This window comes from Alkalidesulfovibrio alkalitolerans DSM 16529, from assembly GCF_000422245.1.
Taxonomy (GTDB): Bacteria; Desulfobacterota; Desulfovibrionia; order Desulfovibrionales; family Desulfovibrionaceae; genus Alkalidesulfovibrio; species Alkalidesulfovibrio alkalitolerans.
In genome coordinates this window covers 300,329-321,923 of record NZ_ATHI01000005.1, presented here as the reverse complement: position 1 = coordinate 321,923, position 21,595 = coordinate 300,329, and the positions used below count along the sequence as shown (strand labels likewise).

The 21,595-nt window shown below is 65.7% G+C and carries 18 protein-coding genes; 14 read left to right on the top strand and 4 right to left on the bottom strand.

The features are described 5' to 3' along the window. Positions 1–22 precede the first annotated feature (22 nt). Positions 23–826 carry a type III pantothenate kinase gene (locus DSAT_RS04455; protein WP_020886399.1) on the top strand — a complete coding sequence of 268 codons (804 nt, stop codon included), beginning with the start codon at positions 23–25 and terminating at the stop codon, positions 824–826. Between the two features lie 22 nt (positions 827–848). Continuing rightward, positions 849–2,165, top strand: a complete 1,317-nt coding sequence (gene eno / locus DSAT_RS04450; protein ID WP_020886398.1) for a phosphopyruvate hydratase — start codon at positions 849–851, stop codon at positions 2,163–2,165. Positions 2,166–2,430: 265 nt separating this feature from the next. Here the strand turns inward: eno and hflC are convergent, their stop codons facing one another. Both hflC and hflK read right to left on the bottom strand, forming a co-directional pair. After that, positions 2,431–3,279 carry a protease modulator HflC gene (hflC, locus tag DSAT_RS04445; protein ID WP_020886397.1) on the bottom strand — a complete coding sequence of 283 codons (849 nt, stop codon included), beginning with the start codon at positions 3,277–3,279 and terminating at the stop codon, positions 2,431–2,433. Then, positions 3,276–4,304 carry an FtsH protease activity modulator HflK gene (hflK, locus tag DSAT_RS04440; RefSeq protein ID WP_020886396.1) on the bottom strand — a complete coding sequence of 343 codons (1,029 nt, stop codon included), beginning with the start codon at positions 4,302–4,304 and terminating at the stop codon, positions 3,276–3,278. The genes hflC and hflK overlap by 4 nt, the downstream gene beginning before the upstream one ends. A gap of 149 nt (positions 4,305–4,453) precedes the next feature. Here hflK and DSAT_RS04435 point away from each other — a divergent pair, with 149 nt between their 5' ends. From DSAT_RS04435 to DSAT_RS04415, 5 genes are all read left to right on the top strand, one after another. Then, complete coding sequence (locus tag DSAT_RS04435; RefSeq protein ID WP_020886395.1) at positions 4,454–5,812, top strand: phosphomannomutase/phosphoglucomutase; 1,359 nt, start codon at positions 4,454–4,456, stop codon at positions 5,810–5,812. A 262-nt stretch (positions 5,813–6,074) separates the two neighbouring features. After that, positions 6,075–7,727: a phosphoglucomutase (alpha-D-glucose-1,6-bisphosphate-dependent) gene (pgm, locus tag DSAT_RS04430; RefSeq protein WP_020886394.1), complete on the top strand. Its 1,653-nt coding sequence runs from the start codon at positions 6,075–6,077 to the stop codon at positions 7,725–7,727. A gap of 90 nt (positions 7,728–7,817) precedes the next feature. Continuing rightward, positions 7,818–9,053 (top strand): efflux RND transporter periplasmic adaptor subunit, encoded by a 1,236-nt coding sequence (locus DSAT_RS04425; protein WP_020886393.1) that lies wholly within the window; start codon positions 7,818–7,820, stop codon positions 9,051–9,053. Next, on the top strand, positions 9,050–9,733 hold the full coding sequence (locus tag DSAT_RS04420; protein ID WP_020886392.1) for an ABC transporter ATP-binding protein: 684 nt from the start codon (positions 9,050–9,052) through the stop codon (positions 9,731–9,733). Before DSAT_RS04425 ends, DSAT_RS04420 begins: the two co-directional genes overlap by 4 nt. Beyond that, the gene (locus DSAT_RS04415) at positions 9,726–10,958 is read left to right on the top strand and encodes an ABC transporter permease (protein WP_020886391.1); all 1,233 of its coding nucleotides are present in this window, start codon (positions 9,726–9,728) and stop codon (positions 10,956–10,958) included. The genes DSAT_RS04420 and DSAT_RS04415 overlap by 8 nt, the downstream gene beginning before the upstream one ends. Positions 10,959–11,003: 45 nt before the next feature. Here the strand turns inward: DSAT_RS04415 and DSAT_RS04410 are convergent, their stop codons facing one another. Together DSAT_RS04410 and pyk are read right to left on the bottom strand one after the other, a co-directional pair. Beyond that, the gene (locus DSAT_RS04410; RefSeq protein WP_020886390.1) at positions 11,004–12,014 is read right to left on the bottom strand and encodes an HD-GYP domain-containing protein; all 1,011 of its coding nucleotides are present in this window, start codon (positions 12,012–12,014) and stop codon (positions 11,004–11,006) included. A gap of 17 nt (positions 12,015–12,031) precedes the next feature. Beyond that, the gene (gene pyk / locus DSAT_RS04405) at positions 12,032–13,438 is read right to left on the bottom strand and encodes a pyruvate kinase (RefSeq protein ID WP_020886389.1); all 1,407 of its coding nucleotides are present in this window, start codon (positions 13,436–13,438) and stop codon (positions 12,032–12,034) included. Between the two features lie 493 nt (positions 13,439–13,931). Here pyk and mraZ point away from each other — a divergent pair, with 493 nt between their 5' ends. From mraZ to mraY, 7 genes are read left to right on the top strand one after another with little or no spacing between them, the layout of a single operon-like run. Beyond that, a complete protein-coding gene (gene mraZ / locus DSAT_RS04400; RefSeq protein WP_040370704.1) occupies positions 13,932–14,381 on the top strand; it encodes a division/cell wall cluster transcriptional repressor MraZ in 450 nt (149 codons plus the stop codon). Next, entirely contained in the window at positions 14,382–15,362 is a 981-nt protein-coding gene (gene rsmH / locus DSAT_RS04395; protein ID WP_020886387.1) for a 16S rRNA (cytosine(1402)-N(4))-methyltransferase RsmH, read from the top strand. Continuing rightward, positions 15,355–15,654 (top strand): hypothetical protein, encoded by a 300-nt coding sequence (locus DSAT_RS04390; RefSeq protein WP_020886386.1) that lies wholly within the window; start codon positions 15,355–15,357, stop codon positions 15,652–15,654. Before rsmH ends, DSAT_RS04390 begins: the two co-directional genes overlap by 8 nt. Before the next feature lie 5 nt (positions 15,655–15,659). After that, on the top strand, positions 15,660–17,645 hold the full coding sequence (locus DSAT_RS04385; RefSeq protein ID WP_020886385.1) for a penicillin-binding transpeptidase domain-containing protein: 1,986 nt from the start codon (positions 15,660–15,662) through the stop codon (positions 17,643–17,645). Between the two features lies 1 nt (position 17,646). Further along, entirely contained in the window at positions 17,647–19,110 is a 1,464-nt protein-coding gene (locus tag DSAT_RS04380) for a UDP-N-acetylmuramoyl-L-alanyl-D-glutamate--2,6-diaminopimelate ligase (protein ID WP_020886384.1), read from the top strand. Next, on the top strand, positions 19,101–20,516 hold the full coding sequence (locus tag DSAT_RS04375) for a UDP-N-acetylmuramoyl-tripeptide--D-alanyl-D-alanine ligase (protein ID WP_020886383.1): 1,416 nt from the start codon (positions 19,101–19,103) through the stop codon (positions 20,514–20,516). The genes DSAT_RS04380 and DSAT_RS04375 overlap by 10 nt, the downstream gene beginning before the upstream one ends. After that, positions 20,517–21,593, top strand: coding sequence for a phospho-N-acetylmuramoyl-pentapeptide-transferase (mraY, locus tag DSAT_RS04370; protein WP_020886382.1), 1,077 nt, complete (start codon positions 20,517–20,519; stop codon positions 21,591–21,593). Positions 21,594–21,595: the final 2 nt, after the last annotated feature.

Sequence of the window (21,595 nt, the reverse complement as noted above, 5' to 3'; positions counted from 1 at the left end):
CTTGCCGCGCATGGAACCACGCATGACACGCACGCGCCTTCTGCTCGTCGATGCAGGAAATACCAACGTCAAGTTCGGCCTGGCCGGGGCGGACGGGGCCATCGAGTCCTATTCGCTGCCCACGGCGCATCTGGCCACGGCCGACGCCATGGGGCTGGCCATCGACGCCTTGTGCCGCCACGCGCGTGTCGATGTCACCGATCTTTCCGCCTTTGTGGTCTCCTCTGTGGTGCCGCGCCTGAACCCGCTCTTGCGAGCGGCCGCGCGCCGCTATGCGCGCTGCGAGGCGCTCTTCGTGCCGGGCGACATCCCGCTGCCGCTGGAGAACCGCTATCTGCGGCCGGCCGAGGTCGGCGCGGACCGCCTCGTCGGGGCCTACGCGGCCACGCGCCTCTTCCCCGCGCCCGGGCATCTGGTCATCGACTTCGGCACGGCCACGACCTTCGACTGCGTGGCCCACGGGGCCTACCTGGGCGGCCTGATCTGCCCGGGGCTCCTTTCCTCGGCGCAGGGTCTGGCCGGGGGCACGGCCAAGCTGCCCCAGGCCGATTTTCTGGTCGAGGAGGACGAAGTGGACGTGGGCACCTCCACGGCCAAGAGCCTGAACCACGGCCTGGTCTTCGGCTTCGCGGCCATGGTCGAGGGGCTGTGCGCCCGCCTTCTGCCCAAGCTTCCGGCGGGAGCGCCCGTGATCGCCACGGGCGGCTTCGCAGAGATCATCCGCCGGGTCTGCCCGGTCATCGCCCACAACCGGCCCGACCTCCTCATGGAGGGCCTGCGGCTAGCCTATCTGGACAATCCGGTGTACACTCCCGCCGCACCGTAACCCGTATCCGAAGGAGACAGCCATGAGTGCGATCCTGTCCGTCTGGTCCCGCGAGATTCTCGATTCGCGCGGCAATCCCACCATCGAGGTGGAAGTCACCCTGGAGTCCGGCCACACCGGCGTCGCCGCCGTGCCGTCCGGCGCCTCCACCGGCTCGCGCGAGGCGCTCGAACTGCGCGACGGCGAAAAGGACCGCTACCTCGGCAAGGGCGTGAGCAAGGCCGTCGCCAACGTCATGGACGTCATCGCCGAGGAGATCATCGGCCTGGACGCCCTCAACCAGACCGCCCTGGACAACACCTTGATCGATCTCGACGGCACCGAGAACAAGTCCAAGCTCGGCGCCAACGCCATGCTGGGCGTTTCCATGGCTACCTGCCGCGCGGCCGCCAACTTCCTGGGCTTGCCGCTGTACCGCTACATCGGCGGCATCAACGCCAAGGTCCTGCCCGTGCCGCAGATGAACATCATCAACGGCGGCGCGCACGCGCCCAACAATCTGGACATCCAGGAGTTCATGATCATGCCCATCGGCGCGGAGACCTTCGCCGAGGCGTTGCGCATGGGCTCGGAGACCTTCCACACCTTGAAGAAGATCCTGGCCAAGGACGGGCACGTGACCAGCGTGGGCGACGAGGGCGGTTTCGCGCCCAACCTGAAGTCCCACGCCGAGGCGCTGGAGTACATCGTGCGCGCCATCCAGGAGGCGGGCTACGAGCCCGGCCGCGACATCTCCCTGGCCCTGGACTGCGCGGCCTCGGAGTTCTTCAAGGACGGCCGCTACAACCTGAAGGGTGAGGGCAAGGTCTTCACCGCCGCCGAGATCACGGATTTCTACAAGGACCTGTGCACCCGCTTCCCGATCATCTCCATCGAGGACGGCTTGGCCGAGTCCGACTGGGAGGGCTTCGCGCACCTGACCGACGAGTTGGGCGGCCACATCCAGCTTGTGGGCGACGACATCTTCGTCACCAACCCCTCGATCCTGGCCGAGGGCATCGAGAACGGCATCTGCAACTCGATCCTCATCAAGCTGAACCAGATCGGCACCGTGACCGAGACCCTGGACACCATCGAGATCGCCAAGGAAGCCTCCTACACCACGGTCATCTCGCACCGCTCGGGCGAGACCGAGGACCACTTCATCGCCGACCTGGCCGTGGCCGTGAACTCCGGCCAGATCAAGACCGGCTCGCTGTGCCGCTCGGACAGGCTGGCCAAGTACAACCAGCTTCTGCGCATCGAGGAGAACCTGGAAGACGAGGGCCTGTACTACGGCCCGTCCATGGCCGCGCAGTGGTACGGCGACGAGCACGATCACGACCACGATCACGACTAGACCGAATCCAGCCATCCCCGTTCGATCCGAGCGCCGTCCCGCAAGGGGCGGCGCTTTTTTTGGGCGGCCATAAAGTCCTGGCTGCCGCGAACGCGCCGATCCCTCGCGTATTCTTTGATACGCGTCGGGCCCGGCGCTTTCTTGCGCCTTGCATCTGAGCCTTTTTGAGCAGCCTGAAAAGGGGTGGCAGCAAGCTGCCGCCCATGAAAAAAGGCCCCGTGAAGGGGCCTTTGGTATGATCCTGGTCGCGGGCCTTGGCCCGGAGCTATCTCATGTACTTGAGGAACGGGCTTTCAGGCGTGAGGATGATGCGCGCGTTGGACTTCATGCTCTGCCGGTAGGCCTCAAGGCTCCGGTTGAACTCGTAGAAGTCCGGGTTGCGCGAGAGCGTCTCCGCGTAGATGCGGGTCGCATCGGCGTCGCCTTCGCCGCGCAGGATCTCGCCCTGACGCTCGGCCTCGGCGAGGATGATGCTGCGCTCTCTGTCCGTGGCGGCCTTGATCTTGGCCGCCTCCTCCATGCCTTCGGAGCGGTACTGCTTGGCTTCGCGCTCACGCTCGGCGCGCATGCGGCCGAAGATGGCGCGTTCGTTCTCGGCGGGCAGGTCCGTGCCCTTGATGCGCACGTCCAGAATCTCCACGCCGAGTTCTTCGAGCAGCAGCTTGGACGAGGCCGTGACCTGCTGCATGATCTCGGCGCGGTTCATGGCCACGATCTCGATGAGCGAGAAGCGGCCGAGCGCCTCGCGCATCTCGGAGTAGACGATGTCGTCCATGCGCGCCTCGGCGCGCGGGATGGTGCGCACCGTGCGGTAGAACTGCAAGGGCTCCACGATGCGCCATTTGACGTAGTTGTCCACCACCATGGTCTTCTTGTCCCTGGTGATGACCTCGGAGGGCTTGGTGTCGTAGTCGAGCACGCGAATGTCGAAGAGGACGGCGTTTTGCACGAAGGGCAGTTTGAAGTGCAGTCCCGGTTCGCGCACGCCGTCGAGCGGGCGGCCGAGTTGGAGCACGATGGCCCGCTCGGTCTGATCGACCACGAACAGGCACTGCTGGCCGAGGATGAAGAGTGCGGCCAGGGCCACGATGATGAGCATGGGTTTCTTGTTCATTTCCCGGCCTCCCTGGGAGCGCGCGGCGCGCTGCCGGGCAAGGGCAGGTAGGGCAGCGTACGCGACGCGGTCTGGTCGGGAAGGATGATCTTCTCCATCTCGGGGTTGGAGAGCACCTCTTCCATGGTTTCAATGTACAGGCGCTTGCGAGTGATGTCGCGGGCCTTCTGGTATTCGTCGAGGATGGAGGCGAAGCGCGCCGAGTCGCCCTGCGAGCGGAGCACTTTGGACTCCTTGTAGGCCTGGGCCTCGTTGATGACCGCGGCCGCCTGGCCGCGCGCGCGGGGGATCAGGTCGTTCCTGTAGGCGTCCGCCTCGTTGATGAAGCGCATCCGGTCCTCGCGGGCCGAGGCCACGTCCTTGAAGGACTCGATGACCTCGTCGGGCGGATAGACGTCCTGCAACTGCACGGCCACCACGCGGATGCCTGCGTTGTAGCTGTCGAGCACGTCCTGCAGCAGTTCGCGGGTGCTTTGCTGAACGGCCTGTTTTTCGGTGGTCAGCACGGCGTCGATGGTGTTCTTGCCCACGACCTCGCGCATGGCGGCCTCGGCCGCGCTCTTCACCGTCTCGGACTGCCGGTCGATGTTGAAGAGGAAGTCCACGGGCTCGCGGATTTGGTACTGCACGATGAACTGCACGTTGACGATGTTTTCGTCGCCCGTGAGCATCAGCGATTCACTGGGAACCGAGCGCGGGTTCGAAACTCCCCGACCGGCGGTGAACAGGCCCGCTTCCTGCGTGCCGGAGCGGAATCCGATCTCGAGCCGCCGAATCTCGGTGACCTTCGGAGTCATCGCGCTCTCGATGGGGAAGGGCAGATGGTAGTGCGGACCGGGCGAGGTGATGCGGTCGAACGCGCCGAAGCGTTTGACCACGCCGACTTCGTCGGGCTGCACGAGGTAGATCCCCGAGGCGAGCCACAGGAGAACCGCGACGATGACGACCCATTTGGCGCCGCCGCCTCCGAAGTTCAGGTTTTGAAATTTCTTGAACCTGTCCCCGAGTTGGTCCATGTCGGGCATGGACGGTCCTTGGGTGCGCCGTCGCCGATCTTGCAGTTTATCCCAGTCCCAATTCATGTTAATTCGATAAACGCTGCCGCGACGGCGGTCAAGCAAATCCGGTCGGCCCGCCGTTTCGCGGCGCGCCGCCTTCGTTTTGGAGAATGCGCATGAAGCCAGTCGCTCCCGGCGTTTTCAGGGCATATGATGTCCGCGGCGTGGTGGACGTTGATTTCGACCCCGAGTGGGTTGAAATGTTCGGCCGCGCCTGCGGCGCCTTCTTCATCTCGCGCGGGCTTTTTCGCGCCGCGCTGGGGCGCGACGCCCGGCATTCCTCGCCCGGCTATCTCGACGCCTGCGCGCGGGGCCTCGCCTCCACGGGCGTGGACGTCCTGGTGCTGGACATGGTCCCGACCCCGGTCTTCTACTGGGCCTGCGCGCGCCTGAATCTTCGCGCCGGGGTGATGGTCACGGCCAGCCACAACCCTCCCGAGTACAACGGCTTCAAGGTTTGGGCCGGGGCGACGACCATCCACGGCGACGACATCGCGGCCATCCGCGACCTCATGCTCCGGGGCGGGTTTCCGGACGGACGCGGCATCGTCTCGCGCTACGATCCCGTGCCGAGCTACATCGAGGAGCTTTCGGGGCTCGTACGCCTCGCGCGGCCCGTGAAGGTGGTGCTCGACGGCGGCAACGGCGCGGGCGGGCTCGTGGCCGCGGGCCTTCTTCGCGCCGTGGGGGCCGAGGTGGTGGAACTCTTCACCGAGCCGGACGGCGATTTCCCCAACCACCACCCCGATCCGACCATTCCCGAGAACATGGCCCAGTGCGCCGAACTGGTCCGCGCGAGCGGGGCCGAGGCCGGGCTCGGCCTGGACGGCGACGCCGACCGCCTGGCCGTGTGCGACGAGACCGGGCGGCTCCTCTACGGCGACGAACTGGCCGCGATCTTCGCCCGCCAGGTGCTGGCCGAGGAGCCCGGCGCGCTGATCCTTGGCGACGTCAAATGTTCGCACCGCTATTTCCGCGACGTCGAGACCCGCGGCGGCCGCGCGCTCATGGCCGCCACGGGCCATTCCCTGATGAAGGCCAAAATGGCCGAGACCGGCGCGGCCTTCGGCGGCGAGATGAGCGGCCACATGTTCTTCGCCAACCGCTTCTTCGGCTTCGACGACGCCCTGTATGCGGCCGCGCGCCTGTGCGAGGTGCTGGCGGCGACGCAGACGCCCGCCTCGCGGCTGCTGGCCGACTGGCCGAAGACGCACCACACCCCGGAGATCCGCATGGAGGTGCCCGAGGAACGCAAGTTCGGCCTCGTGGCCCGGGCCGTGGCCCATTTCAGGGAGCGCTATCCGTCCACGGACATCGACGGCATCCGCATCGATTTTCCGGACGGCTGGGCCCTGGTGCGCGCCTCCAACACCCAGAACGTCATCGTGCTGCGCTTCGAGGCCGAATCGGCCGAGGGGCTTTCGCGCATGCGCGCGGAGGTCGAAGGGGCTATCGCTAGTTGGCTCACTGAGTGACCGGCAGGCCGGACCGCTGAAAAAGCGCCATCTGCTGCGTTGCTGCGGAAAATCCAGGCCCTCGCGTATTGGTAATACGCGTCGGACCTGGATTTTCCTTGCGCCTTGCATCTGACGCTTTTTCAGCGGTCCGGAGAGCGGAATCTGGCGGTGGTCAGGGTTGCGCGGTTTTGCATGTCATTTTGCGAATGACTCCCTTTCCTTCGCCCGCTCCCGTTGCTACACTGAACGGCGTATCGATACCGAATCCCAAGGAGCGCCCATGCCCCTGCATCCCCTGGCCGGAAAGCCCGCCTCGCACGACATCCTGGTCAACGTCCCGCGCCTCGTGGCCGCCTATTACGAAACCGCGCCCAACCCGGACGATCCCGGCCAGCGCGTCTCCTTCGGCACCTCGGGCCATCGCGGATCCTCGCTCTTAGGCTCCTTCAACGAGGCCCACATCCTGGCCGTGTCCCAGGCCGTGTGCGACTACCGGGCCATGAAGGGCATCGCCGGGCCGCTCTTCTGCGGGGCCGACACCCACGCCCTGTCCGAGCCCGCGCGCATGACCGCGCTCGAGGTCTTCGCGGCCAACGGCGTGCAGACCGTGATCCAGGAGGGGCTCGGCTACACGCCCACGCCCGTGGTCTCCCACGCCATCCTGACCCACAACCGCGACAAGGCCGGACAGCGGGCCGACGGCGTGGTCATCACGCCCTCCCACAACCCGCCCGAGGACGGCGGCTTCAAGTACAACCCGCCCGAGGGCGGCCCGGCCGATACCGAGGTCACGGGCTGGATCGAGAAGCGGGCCAACGAGATCCTGGCCGAGGGCGGCCGGGGCGTGCGTCGCACGACCTGGCAAAAGGCCCTGGCCGCGCCCTGTACCCATGCCGCCGACTTGGTCATGCCTTACGTGCGCGACCTGGAAAACGTCGTGGACATGCAGGCCGTGAAGGGCGCGAAGCTCAGCGTTGGCGTGGACCCGCTCGGGGGCGCGTCCGTGGCCCACTGGGCCGCCCTGGCCGAGCACTACGGCCTCGACGTCGAGATCGTGAATCCGGTCGTGGACCCCACTTTCGGCTTCATGCGTGTGGACCGCGACGGCAAGCTGCGCATGGACTGTTCCTCGCCCTACGCCATGGCCGGGCTCCTGGAGATGAAGGACCGTTTCGACCTCGCCTTCGGCAACGATCCGGACACCGACCGCCACGGCATCGTCACGCGCGGAGCCGGGCTCATGAACCCCAACCACTACCTTTCCGTGGCCATCGACTACCTTTTCCGGAACCGGCCTACGTGGAGCCCCGCGGCCAAGGTCGGCAAGACCCTTGTCTCCTCGTCCATGATCGACCGTGTGGCCAGGGCGCTCGGCCGCGAACTGGCCGAGGTGCCGGTGGGCTTCAAATGGTTCGTGAAGGGGCTTCTTGACGGCAGCTACGGCTTTGGCGGCGAGGAGAGCGCGGGCGCGTCGTTTCTGCGACGCGACGGCACGGTCTGGACCACGGACAAGGACGGCGTGATCATGTGCCTGTTGGCCATGGAGATCACCGCCGCCACGGGCCGCGATCCCGGTGAGCACTACGCCCGGCTGACCAGGGAGCATGGCGAGCCGCTCTACGAGCGCCTTCAGGCCCCGGCCGACCGCGCCCGGCGCGAAATTCTGGCTCGGATGTCGCCCGAGACGGTCACGGCCGCCGAGCTTGCGGGCGAGCCCATCCGGGCCGTCTTGACCCGCGCCCCGGAGGGCGGGGCATCCATCGGCGGCCTGAAGGTCGTCACGGACAACGGCTGGTTCGCGGCCCGCCCCTCCGGCACCGAGGACATCTACAAGATCTACGTGGAGAGCTTCCTTGGGCCGGAACACCTCGAACGGCTCAAGCAAGAGGCCCAGGCTTTGGTGGGCGGCGTTTTTGCGGCGGCGGGGGTGTAGCGTGCGGATCGGACATACGGTGCGTGTCGCGCGACGCGTTTGCGGCGAGGCACGATTCCTGCTTGAAGCTCCTTCCCGGAGCGCCAGAAAATGAAGAAAATCATCGTCATCATTCTCGTCCTGGCCGTCCTGGCGACAGGCGGCTACTTCGTGTTCGGCACGGGCAAGTCCGACCAGGTGCAGGTGCTGGCCACGGCCACCGTGCAGCGTGGCGACGTGCGCAAGGTCCTGGAAGCCACGGGCATCGTCAAGGCCATGGTCGGGGCCGAGGTCAAGATCGGCGCGCGCACCTCGGGGGTCATCGAGCGCATGTTCGTCAGGGTCGGCGACTCTGTGACCAGGGGCGATCTCATCGCCCTCATCGACGCCCGCGAGGAAGAGGCCCAACGCATTGAGGCCGAGGCCAGGCTGCTTCGCGCCAGGGCCGAATTGAACCGCGTGGAGACCGTCTTTCCCCTTCAGATACGGGAGTCCGAGGCGGCCCTGCGCGAGGCCCAGGCCGAACTCGAATACGCCGAGACGAATTTCTCCCGTCAGCAGCGACTGGTGGAACAGGCGCTGCAAGCCCAGGACGAACTGGACCGGGCGCGGCAAGAGACGCTTTCTTCCCGCAACCGGGTGGCGGCGCGCGAACTGACCGTGAACCGGCTGCGCGAGGAGTTCGCCCAGGAGCGCATCAAGGCGCAAAAAGCCATGCTCGAAGCCGAGGCAAACCTTGAAACGTTGGCCGTGCGGCTGTCCTACAAGCGCATCATCTCGCCCATCACCGGGATCGTCTCGCAGGTCACGGCCCAGGAGGGAGAAACCGTGGTCTCGGGGCTTCAGGTTTCCAACCTGATCACGGTCATCGATCCTGCGCGTCTTGAGATGTGGATCTACGTGGACGAGACCGACGTGGGGCTGGTCAAGCCCGGCCAGGACGTGGAATTCTCCGTGGATGCCCAGCCCGGCGAACTCTTCACCGGAACCGTGGACCGCATCTATCCCCAGCCCGAGATTCGCGACAACATCGTCTATTATCTGGCCATCGTGACCCTGAACGAGGAGCAGGCCCTGCGGCTTAGGCCGGACATGACCACGCAGTGCAAGATCGTGGTCGAGGTCCGCAAGGACGTCCTGGCCCTGCCCAACAACGCCCTCAAGTGGGTCGGCGACACGCAATACGTCTTCGTGGGCGGGCAGGGCGCGGCCGTGCGGCGCGTGCAGCCCGTGCTCGGCCTGCAGGGGCTCGAAAAGAGCGAAGTGATCGAGGGTCTTTCCGAGGGCGACGTGGTGGCAACGCAGGTAGTGCTCCCCGCCGCGATGCTCACCAGGGGCGGCAAATGAGCGGCGACACGCTCGTCCGGCTGAAGGACATCCGCAAGACCTACAGCCAGGAGGGGCTGGATGTCGAAATCCTCAAGGGGATATCGCTTTTGATCGGCGCGGGTGAGTTTGTGGCCCTGCAAGGCCCCTCGGGTTCGGGCAAATCCACGCTCCTGCACATTCTGGGGCTCTTGGACCGGCCCACCTCGGGAACCTACGAACTGGACGGCCGCGACGTCTCCGATCTCACCGACGACGAGCAGAGCGAAGCGCGCGGCCGACTCATCGGATTCGTCTTCCAGAGCTTCTACCTCATCCCCTACATATCGGCTTTGCACAACGTTATGCTGCCCGCGCAGTATTCTTCCGCGCCCGAGCGCGAGGTGCGCGAGCGGGCCCAGCGGCTCCTGTCCATGGTGGGGCTTGCCGACCGCATGGATTTTCGACCCACGCAGCTTTCTGGTGGACAGCAGCAGCGCGTGGCCCTGGCCCGGGCCCTGGTCAACCAGCCGCGCATGCTGCTCGCCGACGAACCCACGGGCCAACTCGACTCCACTACCAGCGTCGAGATCATGGACCTCATCGCTTCCATCAATCAAACACAGGGCACGACCGTGGTCGTCGTGACCCACGAAGAAGCGACCGCGGCCTACGCGTCGCGCCGCGTCGTCGTCACCGACGGACTCGTCTCCCATGGCTAGCAGGCTCATGCAGTTCATGCGCCTTGCGCGCATGGCCCTGATCTCGCTTTGGGCTTTCAGGCTGCGCTCGCTGTTCGTCATCGTGGCCACGGGGCTTGGCATCGCTTCGCTCACGATCATCGTCGCGGCCGTGGACGGGGCGCAGCGAAAGGCCATCGAGATGACCGACTCCTTCGGCCCGGACGCCGCATTCGTCATCGGCGGGGACATCTTCAGCCGCGCCCTTGGCAGACGCACCATGAGCCTGACCTGGAGCGACGTGCGCGCCTTGCGCCAATCCCTGCCCGGGGCCTATCTTGTCGTGCCACTGCGCGCGGTGGGCAACATCTCGCTGCGGTACGGCAACCGCAATACCACGGCCAGCCTTATCATCGGCGCCACCGAGAATTACGCCACGGCCTGGAACTGGCCGCTCAGCGAAGGCCGCGACCTGAACGAGGAAGACATCCTCAGGGCCGCCAAGGTGACCATCCTTGGCGCGGAGGTCGCCCGCGATCTCTTCGGCGACGAATCGCCGCTGGGCAAGACCATTCAGGCCAATGGCACGCCCCTGACCGTGATCGGGCTCCTCTCCGAGCGCGGCCTGACCACCGGGCACGGCGTGAGTGTGGACAACCGCCTGGTCGCGCCCATCACCACCTTGCAACAGCGGTTCGGGTTGGACCGCCAATACTTCCGATCGCTGCGCGTCAAGTTTCATGATGTGCACAATATGCACGCGAACGTCGAAAATTTGCGCAGTTATCTACGAAAACTGCACAATCTTGCACCTGGACAGCCCGACGATTTCACCATCCTCACGGCGGACGAAATTCTCAAATTTCTGTCCATGCTCCGGGGGAGCCTCGTGGCTTTCCTGGGCGTGACCGCCACCGTGGCGATCCTCGTGGGCGGCTTCGTGCTGGCCAACCTCTTCTACCTCTCGGTCAGCGAGCGCGCCCAGGAGATCGGCATCCGCCGCGCCTTCGGGGCGCGGTCCGGGGCGATCATGACCCAGTTCCTGTGCGAGGCCGTGGCCTTGACGCTCCTTGGCGCGTTGCTCGGGCAGGTGCTCGGGCTCTCGCTCGGGCAGCTTCTGGAACGGCTGGAAATCCTCGAAATCCAGCTCTCCTTCAAGATATTCCTGCTCTCCATGGGCTCGGCCGTGGCCATCGGCCTCATCTTCGGGCTTCGGCCCGCGCGCCAGGCCGCCAAGCTGGATCCCATCCAGGCCCTCCGCAGCTAGGCGGGGCTAGGCGGGGCGTGAAAAATCCGCGATGGCGGCGGGCGTTCAGCGCCCGGCCAGGACCATGGCCTGAAGCGGCAGGGTGAAGCGCGGGTCGTAGCGGCGCTGGTCCTCGGCCAGGATCTTGGCCGCCTCGGCGGGCTCCATGGCCTTGGCGTGGGCGCGGTCGGTGATCATGGCGCAATAGGAGTCCACCACCGCGCACAGGCGCCCCAGAGGCGAGATCTCGCGGCCCTTGAGCTTTTGCGGGTAGCCCGAGCCGTCGAGCCGTTCGTGGTGCTCGCCCAGGCAGGCCTCGACCTCCTTGTAGCGCAGGTCGAGCTTGGAGAGCATCTCCCGGCCCACCAGGGTATGGTTCAGTATCTTCTGCTGTTCGTCGCGCGAGAGCGCCTGGGTCTTGTTGCGGATGAAGAGCGGGATCTTGCTCATGCCCAGGTCGTGCAGGAACAGGCCGAGCGTCACGTGGTCGAAGGTCTTGCGCGTGATCTCTTTGCCGATCTCGGATTCGTTGATCTTGAGGAACAGGCCGAGCCCAACCAGGCCGCAGTTGAGCGCGTGGTTGGCCAGGGTGTGTTCGCGGCGCAGGCGGCGCAAGAGCGCCCGGATGCGGTAGACGTCGTTCCACAGGTATTCGGTGAGCACCATCAGGTCTTCGTTCAGACGGTCAAGGGCCGCTTTCACGGGCTGCTCGAAAAAACCCTCCAGCCGCATGCCCAGAGCCTCGGCGAAGATGTCCGCGATCTCGCGCTCCTTGAGGTTCTTATCCACGAGCACCAGATCGAGTTGGTGGGCGATGTGCTTGACATAGACGGGGTGATCCACGCGCGAGACGAAGCTGAAGCCCTCGCGCGTCAGGCGGGCCAGTTCGTCGATGCGCTCCTTGTCCAGGCGTTCGCCCACGCGGTAGAAGGGCTCGATGCGGGCCACTTCCTCCTTGAAGCGGAAAATGTCCAGCGGGGGGCGGAATTTCGAGAAGCTTTCCAGGATGTCCGGGCTGATCTGGTAGTATTCCTCGTTCAGGTGGTCCGGGACATCGGTAAGCTTCTTGCTGGCCATCGGTGCTCCGTTCCGGCTCATTTCCGGTAGAGTTTGACCACGTTCGTCCTGGTGCTGGACCGGCCGCGCTTGGGCTGTCCCGCCAGGATCACGCAAAAGGCGCCGTCGGGCACGTCCGGCGAGGCGTCCACGAAGGCCTCGGCCCGTTCGAGGTGCGCTTCGTGTTCCAGGGGGGCGGGGCGCGGCCTGACCCCCCAGGAGAAATTCAGAAAGCGCCGCACGGCCGGGTCCGGCGAAAGCGCCTTGATGGGCTGCCTGGGCCTGCGCATGGCCAGAAGCCGCGCCGTCCCGCCGCTCATGGTGTGGGCCACGAGCGCGGCCGCATCCAGCCTCTCGGCCAGGGTACAGGCCGAGGCGGCGAGCACGCGCTCCACGCTCTCGTCCGCAGCGTGGGCCTTTGGCGACCTCTCGGAAAAGAGGTATTCCTCCGCGTCATGCGCGATGTCGCGCATGGTCCGGACCACGCGCACCGGGTCGCGGCCGATGGCCGTCTCCTCGGAGAGCATCAGGCAGTCCGCGCCGTCGAGGATGGCGTTGGCCACGTCCGTCGTCTCGGCCCTTGTAGGCATGGGGCCCGAGACCATGCTCAAGAGCATTTGTGTCGCAACGATTACAGGTTTGCCTACTGCGTTGCAAGCGGCGATGATACGTTTTTGCAGCGCGGGAAGCCTGGCGGGCGGGTATTCCACGCCCAGGTCGCCGCGCGCGACCATAATGGCGTCCGACGCCTCGATGAGCGCGTCGAGGCGGCCCACGGCCGCGCGTCGCTCGACCTTGGCGATGACGGGCAGCGACGCGCCCAGTTCGGCCATGCGCGAGCGTACCAGCGCTATCTCGTCGGGGCCGCCCACGAAGGAGACGGCCACGGCGTCCAGTCCCAGGGCCACGCCGCCAGCTATATCCTCCATGTCTTTGGCGGTCAGGCTGGCGATGGAAAGATCCAGGTCGGGAAAAGCCACGCCCTTGCGCGGCGGGGCGAAGCCAGCGTTCAGGGCCTTGAGCAGCACGAGCCCCTCCTCGGGACGACCCTCCACCGTGAAGCGCAGCATGCCGTCGGAGAGGGCCACCTCGTCGCCGATGGAGAGGGCCGCCAGCACGTCGGGCATGTCCAGGCAAATGAAGGGCAGGGCGGCCGCTGCACCGTGGCCGGGCAGGCCCATGAGCACTTCCTGCCCCTGGGCCACTTCCACCTCGGCCGATTCACATGTGCGCAGCTTGGGGCCGGAGAGGTCCATCATCAGGGTCAGATCCTCGCCGAGCCTGACTTCCACGGCGCGCAGCCGTTCCACCACGGGCGCGAAATCGGCCGCGCTTCCGTGCGAGAAGTTCAGCCGGAACAGCCTGATTCCTGCGCCCACAAGCCTCGCGAGTGTATCCTCGTCGCGGCTGGCGGGGCCGACAGTGGCCATGATCTTGGTGCGCATCGGCATCCTCCGGAAGTCCTTGCGCCGCCCGTCGGAAAATGGAAAAAGGCGGCCTCTTTTCCCACCTATCCCACTTTATACCACACTTCCAGGGGGAAAGGAGAGAAGACGCCCATATCTTGCGAAACTCCCAGGCCGCGCTAATAGCCCCACTGCCGTGTCGTTGCGAGAGAAATTCACACCTCAAAGCGTCTAAAATGGCGTTATGTTTTGTTTTTCATACGCCGTCCGTCCGAGGTTGTTTGAGTGGCCTGGAAGACGGAGTTCGCCAGCAATCCGAGGCCGTCGCATATCCCACGATGTTTTTTTGTATTTGCGGGATAATGCATTTATATATTTGATATATATGTAGAAAAAAATAGATACATTCTTGCATTCGCGCCCCTGTGAAAAATGTTTTCGTTTTCTCCACGCCAGGGGTTGACTTTTTCGGGGCCATCCACGAAAGGTTTGTGGGAAAGAGTGGTAAATAGTAGGAAGCTAGGGCAGGAAAATGATGTTTCGGGGACATTCCCACCGCAGTATAGACCCCAAGGGCAGGCTCATGTTGCCGCCCGATTTCCGGGAAATCCTCGATGCCGGGGGTTCCGGGGGCAAGCTCGTGCTCACCAAGTACGACGGCTGTGTGGTGGGCTATTCCCTGTCCGAGTGGAACCAAGTCCAGGCCAAGTTCACCCAGATCAAGAACCCCAGCCGGCAGATCCGCAATTTCATGCGCGTCTTCATCGGCGGCTCCGAGATATTGGAACTGGACCGGCAGGGCCGGGTCCTCATCCCGCAGAGTCTTCGCACCTACGCGCGCCTGGACAAGGAAGTGATCCTCGTGGGCGTGGGCATCAAATTCGAAATCTGGAACCGTGAGGCCTTCGAGGAAATCGAGGCCCAGGATTTCGACGACGTGGCCGACGCCATAGCAGCCACCGGCGTCGAGGTGGGATTTTAGATGGCCCGGGAATGCGGGACGGGCGAGTGGGGGCATCTCCCTGTCATGCCCGCCCAAGTCGTCGCGGCTCTTTCGCTGCGCCCTCACGGCAGGTACCTCGACGGAACGCTCGGCCTTGGCGGCCATGCGCGGCTCGTGCTCGACGCCGAGCCCACGGCGCGCCTTCTGGGGCTTGATCGCGACGAGGAGGCGCTTTCGCGCGCGCGCGAGCGTCTGCGCGACTGCGGCGACCGTTTCACGGCTTGGCATGGGCCGTTCAGCCGTTTCGAAGACGCCATGGATGAGGTCGGCTGGGAATTTCTCGATGGGGCGCTTGTGGACCTCGGCGTGTCGAGCATGCAGCTCGACGTACCCGAGCGAGGCTTTTCCTTTCTGCGCGACGGCCCCTTGGACATGCGCATGGACCCCACGTCCGGCGCGGCTCCGGCCTCGGCGCTGGTGAACAAGGCCTCGTTCGAGCGGCTGCGCCAGATCATCGGCGAGTTGGGCGAAGAACCCATGGCCGGGCGCATCGCCAAGGCCATCGTGGCCGCGCGCGAGGAGGCCGAGATCGAGACCACGGCCCGTCTCGCGGTCATCGTGGAGAGCGCCTATCCCGCCAAGTGGCGGCGCACGGCCAGGAACCACCCGGCCACACGCACCTTCCAGGCCCTGCGGCTGGCGGTCAACGACGAACTGGGCGAACTCGAACGCTTTTTGAACCGCATCCCCGAGCGACTGGCTCCTGGCGGCCGCGTGGCGGTCATCTCCTTCCATTCGCTGGAGGACCGCATGGTCAAGCGGTTTTTCCGCGACGAGGCCAAGGGCTGCGTCTGCCCGCCGCGTCAGCCGCTGTGCACCTGCGGCATCGCGCCCAGGCTCAGGCTGGTGACGAAGAAGCCGCTCATCCCGGACGAGGACGAGATGATGCGCAACCCCCGCTCGCGCTCCGCCAAGCTGCGTGTGGCCGAGCGCCTGGCGCCGGAGACTTTCGATGGCTAGGGCCGAGGGTGCGGGAAAGCGCGAACTGGCCTGTTTCGCAGGGCTGCTCGTCCTGCTTCTGGCCGTGGGCCTCTCGCTCGTGTGGCTGAACATCGAGCGCTGGGACATGGCCTACCGCATCGAGCGCCTGGAGCGGGAACTTGAGGACAAGTCGAGCCTGGTGGCCAAGCTGGAGGTGGAGAAGGGCAACCTGCTCTCTCCGCAGCGGCTTCGCAAGCTGGCCAAGGATTTCGATCTGGCGCAGGCGCGTCCCGGCCAGATCAGGCACCTGGAGGCGGGCCAAAGGCCCTGAAGCGCATGAGCATGCGAAATCCCAGAAAGAAGCCCGCGCCTGTCGCGAAAACCGCCCGTCCCGGCAGTGGGCGCTGGCGGATCGTGGTTGTGGCCGTGCTTTTCGGCCTGACCTGGGTCGCGCTGTGGGCACGCGCGGGGCAGGTGCAACTCGTGCAGGGCGAGGAACTGGCCGAGAAGGCCCGCCGCCAGCACGTCATGGGGAGCTTCGAGCGCGGCGAGCGCGGCGACATCCTGGACCGCAACGGCCGCAGTTTGGCCCGCAGCGTGCGCTTCAACTCCGTGTACGTGCGTCCCGGCGAGGTCGAGAATCTCGACGCCATGATCCGCCACCTCGCCGAGGTGCTTCGCCAGCCCGTGGGCGAGTTGCGGCAAAAACTCGTCCGCTCCAGGGACTTCGTCTGGGTCGCCAGGCAGATCGACGACCGCGCGGCCGCCGTCCTTGCGGAGCGGAAGTTCAAGGGTGTCTACCTGACTCCGGAGTTCGGGCGGCTGTATCCCAACAACCATCTCGCCGGGCAGGTGCTCGGCTTCGCCGGAGTGGACGACAACGGGCTCGAAGGCGTGGAACGCTCCATGGACTCCGTGCTCGCGGGCGGACGGGCGGATTTCCTCGTACAGCGTGACGCCTCGGGTAACCGCCTCTATCTCGACGACCAGGGCCGCGAGGTCAACATCCGGGGCCGCGACGTGGTGCTGACCCTGGACGCACACATCCAGGATCTGGCCGAGACGGCTCTGGCCCGCTCGGTGGAGCATTTCAACGGCCGCGCCGGAGTGTGCGTCGTCGTGGACGTGGCCTCGGGCGAAATCCTGGCCCTGGCCCATTACCCGTTCTTCAATCCCAACGTCTATCGCCGCCAGAACGCCGACCTGTGGCGCAACCGCGCGGCCATGGACATCTTTGAGCCCGGCTCGACCTTCAAGCCCTTCCTCGTCGCCGCAGCGCTCCAGGAAAAGAAAATCACGCCCCAGAGCCGTTACTACTGCGAAAACGGACGCTGGAAGCTCGGCCGCCATACCATCCGCGACGACATTCACGCTTACGAGTGGCTGACCGTGGACGAGATCATGCGCTATTCCTCGAACATCGGCTCGGCCAAGATCGGCCTGGAACTCGGTGCGAAGCGCTATGCCTCGTATCTTTCCCGGCTCGGTTTCGGCGAACGGCCCGGACTGGCCCTGCCCGGCGCGTCCAAGGGGCTCATGCGGGCTCCCGAAAAATGGCGCGAGATGGATATTGCGGCCATCTCCTTCGGCCAAGGCATCGGCGTCACGGTTCTGCAGATGGCCAGGGCCTTCTTGTGCCTGGCCAACGATGGCGTGACGCGCGAATTGAAGCTGGTCAAGAGCCCAATCGTCTCGGAATCCGAGCCCGGAGAGCGAGTTTTCGACGAGGACGTGGCTCGTGCCGTGCGGCGGATGATGGTCGACGTGGTGCACAAGGACGGCACGGGCGTGCGCGCGCGCATCGACGGCCTCGTCGTGGGCGGCAAGACCGGCACGGCGCAAAAGCCACTGCCCGAGGGCGGCTACGGCCGCAACTACATTTCCTCCTTCGTCGGCTTTTATCCCGGCGACAAGCCCAAGTACCTGATCATGGCCTTGGTGGACGATCCCTCGCGTGCCTTCTACGGCTCCACCGTGGCCCTGCCCGTGGTGCACGACGTGGCCTTGGGCGCGCTGGCCTACGCCTGCGAACTGCCCGGCCAGGACAACGCGCCGGTTGAGCTCGCGGCCCTCGCCGTTCCCTCGAACGAGGTTTCCGCCAGGGTCGTGCGTGAGGCGCAGCCTGTTCCCGAAGGCAAGGTGCCTGATCTGCGCGGCCTGCCGCTGCGCAAAGCGGTGGAAATTCTGGTGCGTCAGGGTGTCGTACCGCTTGTCGAAGGAAACGGCGCGGTCGTGGCGGGGCAGTCCCCCACGCCTGGCACGGCTTGGCCCAAGGCGGCCCAACCATTCACCCTGCGGCTGAAAGGCCATGCGGAATCCTGAAATGACGACCGACAGCCGGTGGAGCGAGCTTTTGGACCGCGTGGGGCGGGGGCTGATGGTCTGGACCCATTCGGGCAAGATCAGGCCCGGCGATGTTTTCGTGGCTCTGCCCGGCGCGCGGGTGGACGGCTCTGCCTACATTCCCGAGGCGCTTCGTCGCGGTGCGGGCTACGTGGTGGCCAAGAGCGCCGAGGGCTGGCCCGCGGACCTTGCCCGCGAGACTGGGGCCGAGCTCGTGCTCAGGCCCGATCCTTCGCGCGCCCTGGGCGAGCTGGCCCGGGCCTTCTTCAAGACGGACGCGCATCCCTTCAAGCTCGTGGGCGTCACCGGCACCAACGGAAAGACGACCACCACCTACCTCATCGAATACCTGATGCACGCCAACAACCGCCGCGTCGGGGTGCTTGGGACCATCAACTACCGCTGGCCCGGCGTGGTCCTCGAATCGCAGTTGACCACGCCGGACTGCTGGAAGCTGCACGAGCTTCTGGCCAACATGGCCCGCGCCAAGGTCGAGGCTGTGGTCATGGAGGCTTCCTCCCATGCCCTGGACCAGGGTCGCGTGGCCGGGTTGTCCTTTGACGTGGCCGTGATGACCAACCTGACCCAGGACCACCTAGACTATCACGGAACCATGGAGGCCTACTTCGCGGCCAAGACGCGGCTGTTCACCGAATACGCCGCGCCGCAAGGCACGGCCGTGCTCAACTGGGACGATCCTTCCTGCGCCGCACTCCTGAAGACGATCCCCGGCGCCATGGGCTACGGGCTGACCGAGCCGCCCCAGGGCGACTTCAAGCCTCTGCAGGGCCGCCTGATTTCCTCCACAGCCGCGGGCATGCAAATGGAAGTGCTCTGGGAGGACCGCAAGATCGCCTTCACCACGCCGCTCGTCGGTCGCCACAACGCCCAGAACCTTCTGGCCGCCTTCGCCGCGGGGCTGTCGCTCGGGCTGCCGCTGAAGGCCGTGAAGGAATTGGAAGGCTTTCATGGCGTGCCAGGCAGACTCGAACGGGTGCCCAACGACAAAGGGCTGAACGTTTTCGTGGACTACGCCCACACGCCCGATGCTCTGGAGAACGTGCTCGCGGCCATCACCGCCATCGGTCCGCGCAAGCTTTACGTGGTTTTCGGCTGTGGCGGCGACCGCGACCGCACCAAGCGGCCGCTCATGGGCCGCGCCGTGTGCAAGTGGGCCGACGTGGCCGTGCTGACCTCGGACAATCCCCGTCACGAGGACCCCTTGCGGATTATGGACGACGTGCGTCCCGGCCTTTCCAGCTGCAAGCGGATCATTGAGGAGGTCGACCGACGCGAGGCCATCCGTCTGGCGCTCAAGGAGATCGGCCCCGAGGACGTTTTGGTCGTGGCTGGAAAAGGGCACGAGATGTACCAGCAGATCGGTGACCTGAAATTCCCCTTCAATGACGCCAACGTGGTGCGCGAGGTGCTGCAATGCTCTTGAGCGTGGCCGAGATAGCCGCCGTCACGGCGGCCGATCCGACCGGCCTTTCGGCCGCCGAACTCGCGCGCGAGTTGCGCCGGGTGGTGGTGGACAGCCGCGAGGCGCGCGAGGGCGATCTTTTCGCCTGCCTGCCGGGCGAGCGGGCCGACGGCCACGACTTCGCGGCCCAGGCTGTGGAAAAGGGCGCGGGCGCGGTGCTCGCGTCGCGGCCCCTGCCACACGTCGCAGCTCCGGTGCTCGTGGTGCGCGACGTACTGGCGGCGCTCGGTGTCCTGGCCCGGGCTTGGCGCTTGTCGCGCCGTTCGCGCGTCATCGCCGTGACCGGATCGGCGGGCAAGACGACGCTCAAGGAGATGCTCGCAACGACCCTCTCCACACGCTTCACGGTGGCCAGAAACCACAAGAATTTCAACAATCAGCTCGGCCTGCCCCTGTCCATCTTGGGAACCAGCGGCGAAGAAGACTACTGGGTCATGGAGCTTGGCATCAGCAGGCGCGGCGACATGGAGGAGCTTGGCGCCATCGCCCTTCCCGACGTGGCCGTGATCCACAACATCGGCCCCGCGCATCTGGAGGGTCTGGGCGACCTCAAGGGCGTGGCCAAGGCCAAGGCCGCCCTGGTGGGTTTCGTGCGCGAAGGCGGAACGGCCGTGATCAATCGCAGTCACCCCGATCTGTGGGAGGCCGCCTGCGCCCACGGCGTGCCGCTCGTGGCCCTGTCCACGCGCGAGGACGTCACGGGCGACGTGGTCTGCCTGTGGCGTGGACCGGCCGGACCGGGCCTGGGTCGCTTCGAACTCTCGGTTATGGGCGAGAAGATATCCTGCGAGCTTCCCTATCCTGGCGAGCACTTCGCCGAGAACGTGGGCGCGGTCTTCGCCGTGGCCGCGCTGGCTGGATTCACGCCGGACGAAACCGCGCGGACGCTTACGCGCGCCGTGGCCGTGGAAGGGCGCTTCAGCTGCCGCGAGATCGGCGGGTCCACTCTCATCGACGACACCTATAACGCCAATCCGCTCTCCATGCGCCGGGCCATCGCCTGCGCCGAGGGCATGGCCGCCGGACGTCCGCTGGTGCTGGTGCTGGGCGACATGCTCGAACTTGGCGAGAGCGCCGTTGAAGCTCACCGCGACCTCGGCCGTTTCATTGCCAAGACGGCCGTGCGGGCCGTCTTCTGGCGGGGTGAGCGGGCCGAGGACGTTCGCCTGGGTCTTGGCGGCGAATCCTGGCGTGGCCTGTTTGTGGCCGTGCAAAGTCCCGAGGATTTCGCCGCAGCCTGGGCAGGATTCGTGGCCCGCGAGGGCTGCGATGGCGTGGTCCTCGTCAAGGGCTCGCGTTCCTGCCGCATGGAAGAGTTCTGCGCGCTGCTCGAAAACGGCCTGCGCGCCGGGGAGGGTGAATCCTAGATGCTTTACAACCTGCTCGTCCCCCTCTCGGACCAGTTCGGCGCGCTGAACGTTTTCCGCTACATTACGTTCCGCTCGATCTACGCCTTCCTCACTGCGCTGATCATCGCCATTGCCGTGGGCCCGGCCGTGATCCGCTGGCTGACCAAGCTCAAGTGCGGCCAGTGCATCCACGAGGACGTAAAGGCCCACGCGAGCAAGGCTGGCACGCCGACCATGGGCGGCCTGCTCATCATGTTCGCCGTGCTTCCGGCCACGCTGCTCTGGGCCGACGTGGCCAACCCCCGCGTGTGGCTGGCTCTCCTGGTTTTCACTGGATTCGGCCTCGTGGGGCTCTACGACGACTATCTGAAGGTCTGCAAGAAACAGAACAAAGGGCTTTCGGCCAAGGCCAAGTTTATCGGCCAGGTGTTTATCGCGGCCCTGGCCGTCTTTCTCCTGCTCGACGATCCGGCCTACTCCACGCGGCTTGCCGTGCCATTCTTCAAGAACGTGCAGCCCGACCTGGGACTGCTCTACATCCCCTTCGCGGTGCTGGTCATGGTCGGGGCCTCCAACGGAGTGAACCTGACCGACGGCCTGGACGGACTGGCCATCGTGCCCACGGTCATCGCGGCCGTGGTCTTCGGGGTCTTCGTCTACGTGGCGGGTAACGTGCGCATGGCCGAATATCTTCAGGTGCCCTACGTGCCGGGCGTGGGCGAGATCACGGTCTTTTGCGCCGCGCTGTTGGGCGCGGGCCTCGGTTTTTTGTGGTTCAACGCCTATCCGGCCCAGGTCTTCATGGGCGACGTGGGCTCGCTTTCGCTCGGCGGGGCTTTGGGCTTCGTGGCCGTCACGGCCAAGCAGGAGTTGTTGCTGGTGCTCGTGGGCGGGCTGTTCGTCATCGAGACACTCTCGGTCATCGTCCAGGTCGGCTACTTCAAGATGACGGGCGGCAAGCGCATCTTCCGCATGGCCCCGCTGCACCATCATTTCGAGATGAAAGGCATTCCCGAGTCAAAGATCATCATCCGGTTCTGGATCATATCCGTGCTCTTCGCCCTGGTGGCCCTGAGCACGCTGAAACTGCGTTGACG

Bases quoted from the DNA above. Each gene is read 5' to 3' on its own strand.
- DSAT_RS04455 (WP_020886399.1), top strand. From the start codon at position 23: ATGACACGCACGCGCCTTCTGCTCGTCGATGCAGGAAATACCAACGTC.
- eno (WP_020886398.1), top strand. From the start codon at position 849: ATGAGTGCGATCCTGTCCGTCTGGTCCCGCGAGATTCTCGATTCGCGC.
- hflC (WP_020886397.1), bottom strand. From the start codon at position 3,279: ATGAACAAGAAACCCATGCTCATCATCGTGGCCCTGGCCGCACTCTTC.
- hflK (WP_020886396.1), bottom strand. From the start codon at position 4,304: ATGCCCGACATGGACCAACTCGGGGACAGGTTCAAGAAATTTCAAAAC.
- DSAT_RS04435 (WP_020886395.1), top strand. From the start codon at position 4,454: ATGAAGCCAGTCGCTCCCGGCGTTTTCAGGGCATATGATGTCCGCGGC.
- pgm (WP_020886394.1), top strand. From the start codon at position 6,075: ATGCCCCTGCATCCCCTGGCCGGAAAGCCCGCCTCGCACGACATCCTG.
- DSAT_RS04425 (WP_020886393.1), top strand. From the start codon at position 7,818: ATGAAGAAAATCATCGTCATCATTCTCGTCCTGGCCGTCCTGGCGACA.
- DSAT_RS04420 (WP_020886392.1), top strand. From the start codon at position 9,050: ATGAGCGGCGACACGCTCGTCCGGCTGAAGGACATCCGCAAGACCTAC.
- DSAT_RS04415 (WP_020886391.1), top strand. From the start codon at position 9,726: ATGGCTAGCAGGCTCATGCAGTTCATGCGCCTTGCGCGCATGGCCCTG.
- DSAT_RS04410 (WP_020886390.1), bottom strand. From the start codon at position 12,014: ATGGCCAGCAAGAAGCTTACCGATGTCCCGGACCACCTGAACGAGGAA.
- pyk (WP_020886389.1), bottom strand. From the start codon at position 13,438: ATGCGCACCAAGATCATGGCCACTGTCGGCCCCGCCAGCCGCGACGAG.
- mraZ (WP_040370704.1), top strand. From the start codon at position 13,932: ATGATGTTTCGGGGACATTCCCACCGCAGTATAGACCCCAAGGGCAGG.
- rsmH (WP_020886387.1), top strand. From the start codon at position 14,382: ATGGCCCGGGAATGCGGGACGGGCGAGTGGGGGCATCTCCCTGTCATG.
- DSAT_RS04390 (WP_020886386.1), top strand. From the start codon at position 15,355: ATGGCTAGGGCCGAGGGTGCGGGAAAGCGCGAACTGGCCTGTTTCGCA.
- DSAT_RS04385 (WP_020886385.1), top strand. From the start codon at position 15,660: ATGAGCATGCGAAATCCCAGAAAGAAGCCCGCGCCTGTCGCGAAAACC.
- DSAT_RS04380 (WP_020886384.1), top strand. From the start codon at position 17,647: ATGACGACCGACAGCCGGTGGAGCGAGCTTTTGGACCGCGTGGGGCGG.
- DSAT_RS04375 (WP_020886383.1), top strand. From the start codon at position 19,101: ATGCTCTTGAGCGTGGCCGAGATAGCCGCCGTCACGGCGGCCGATCCG.
- mraY (WP_020886382.1), top strand. From the start codon at position 20,517: ATGCTTTACAACCTGCTCGTCCCCCTCTCGGACCAGTTCGGCGCGCTG.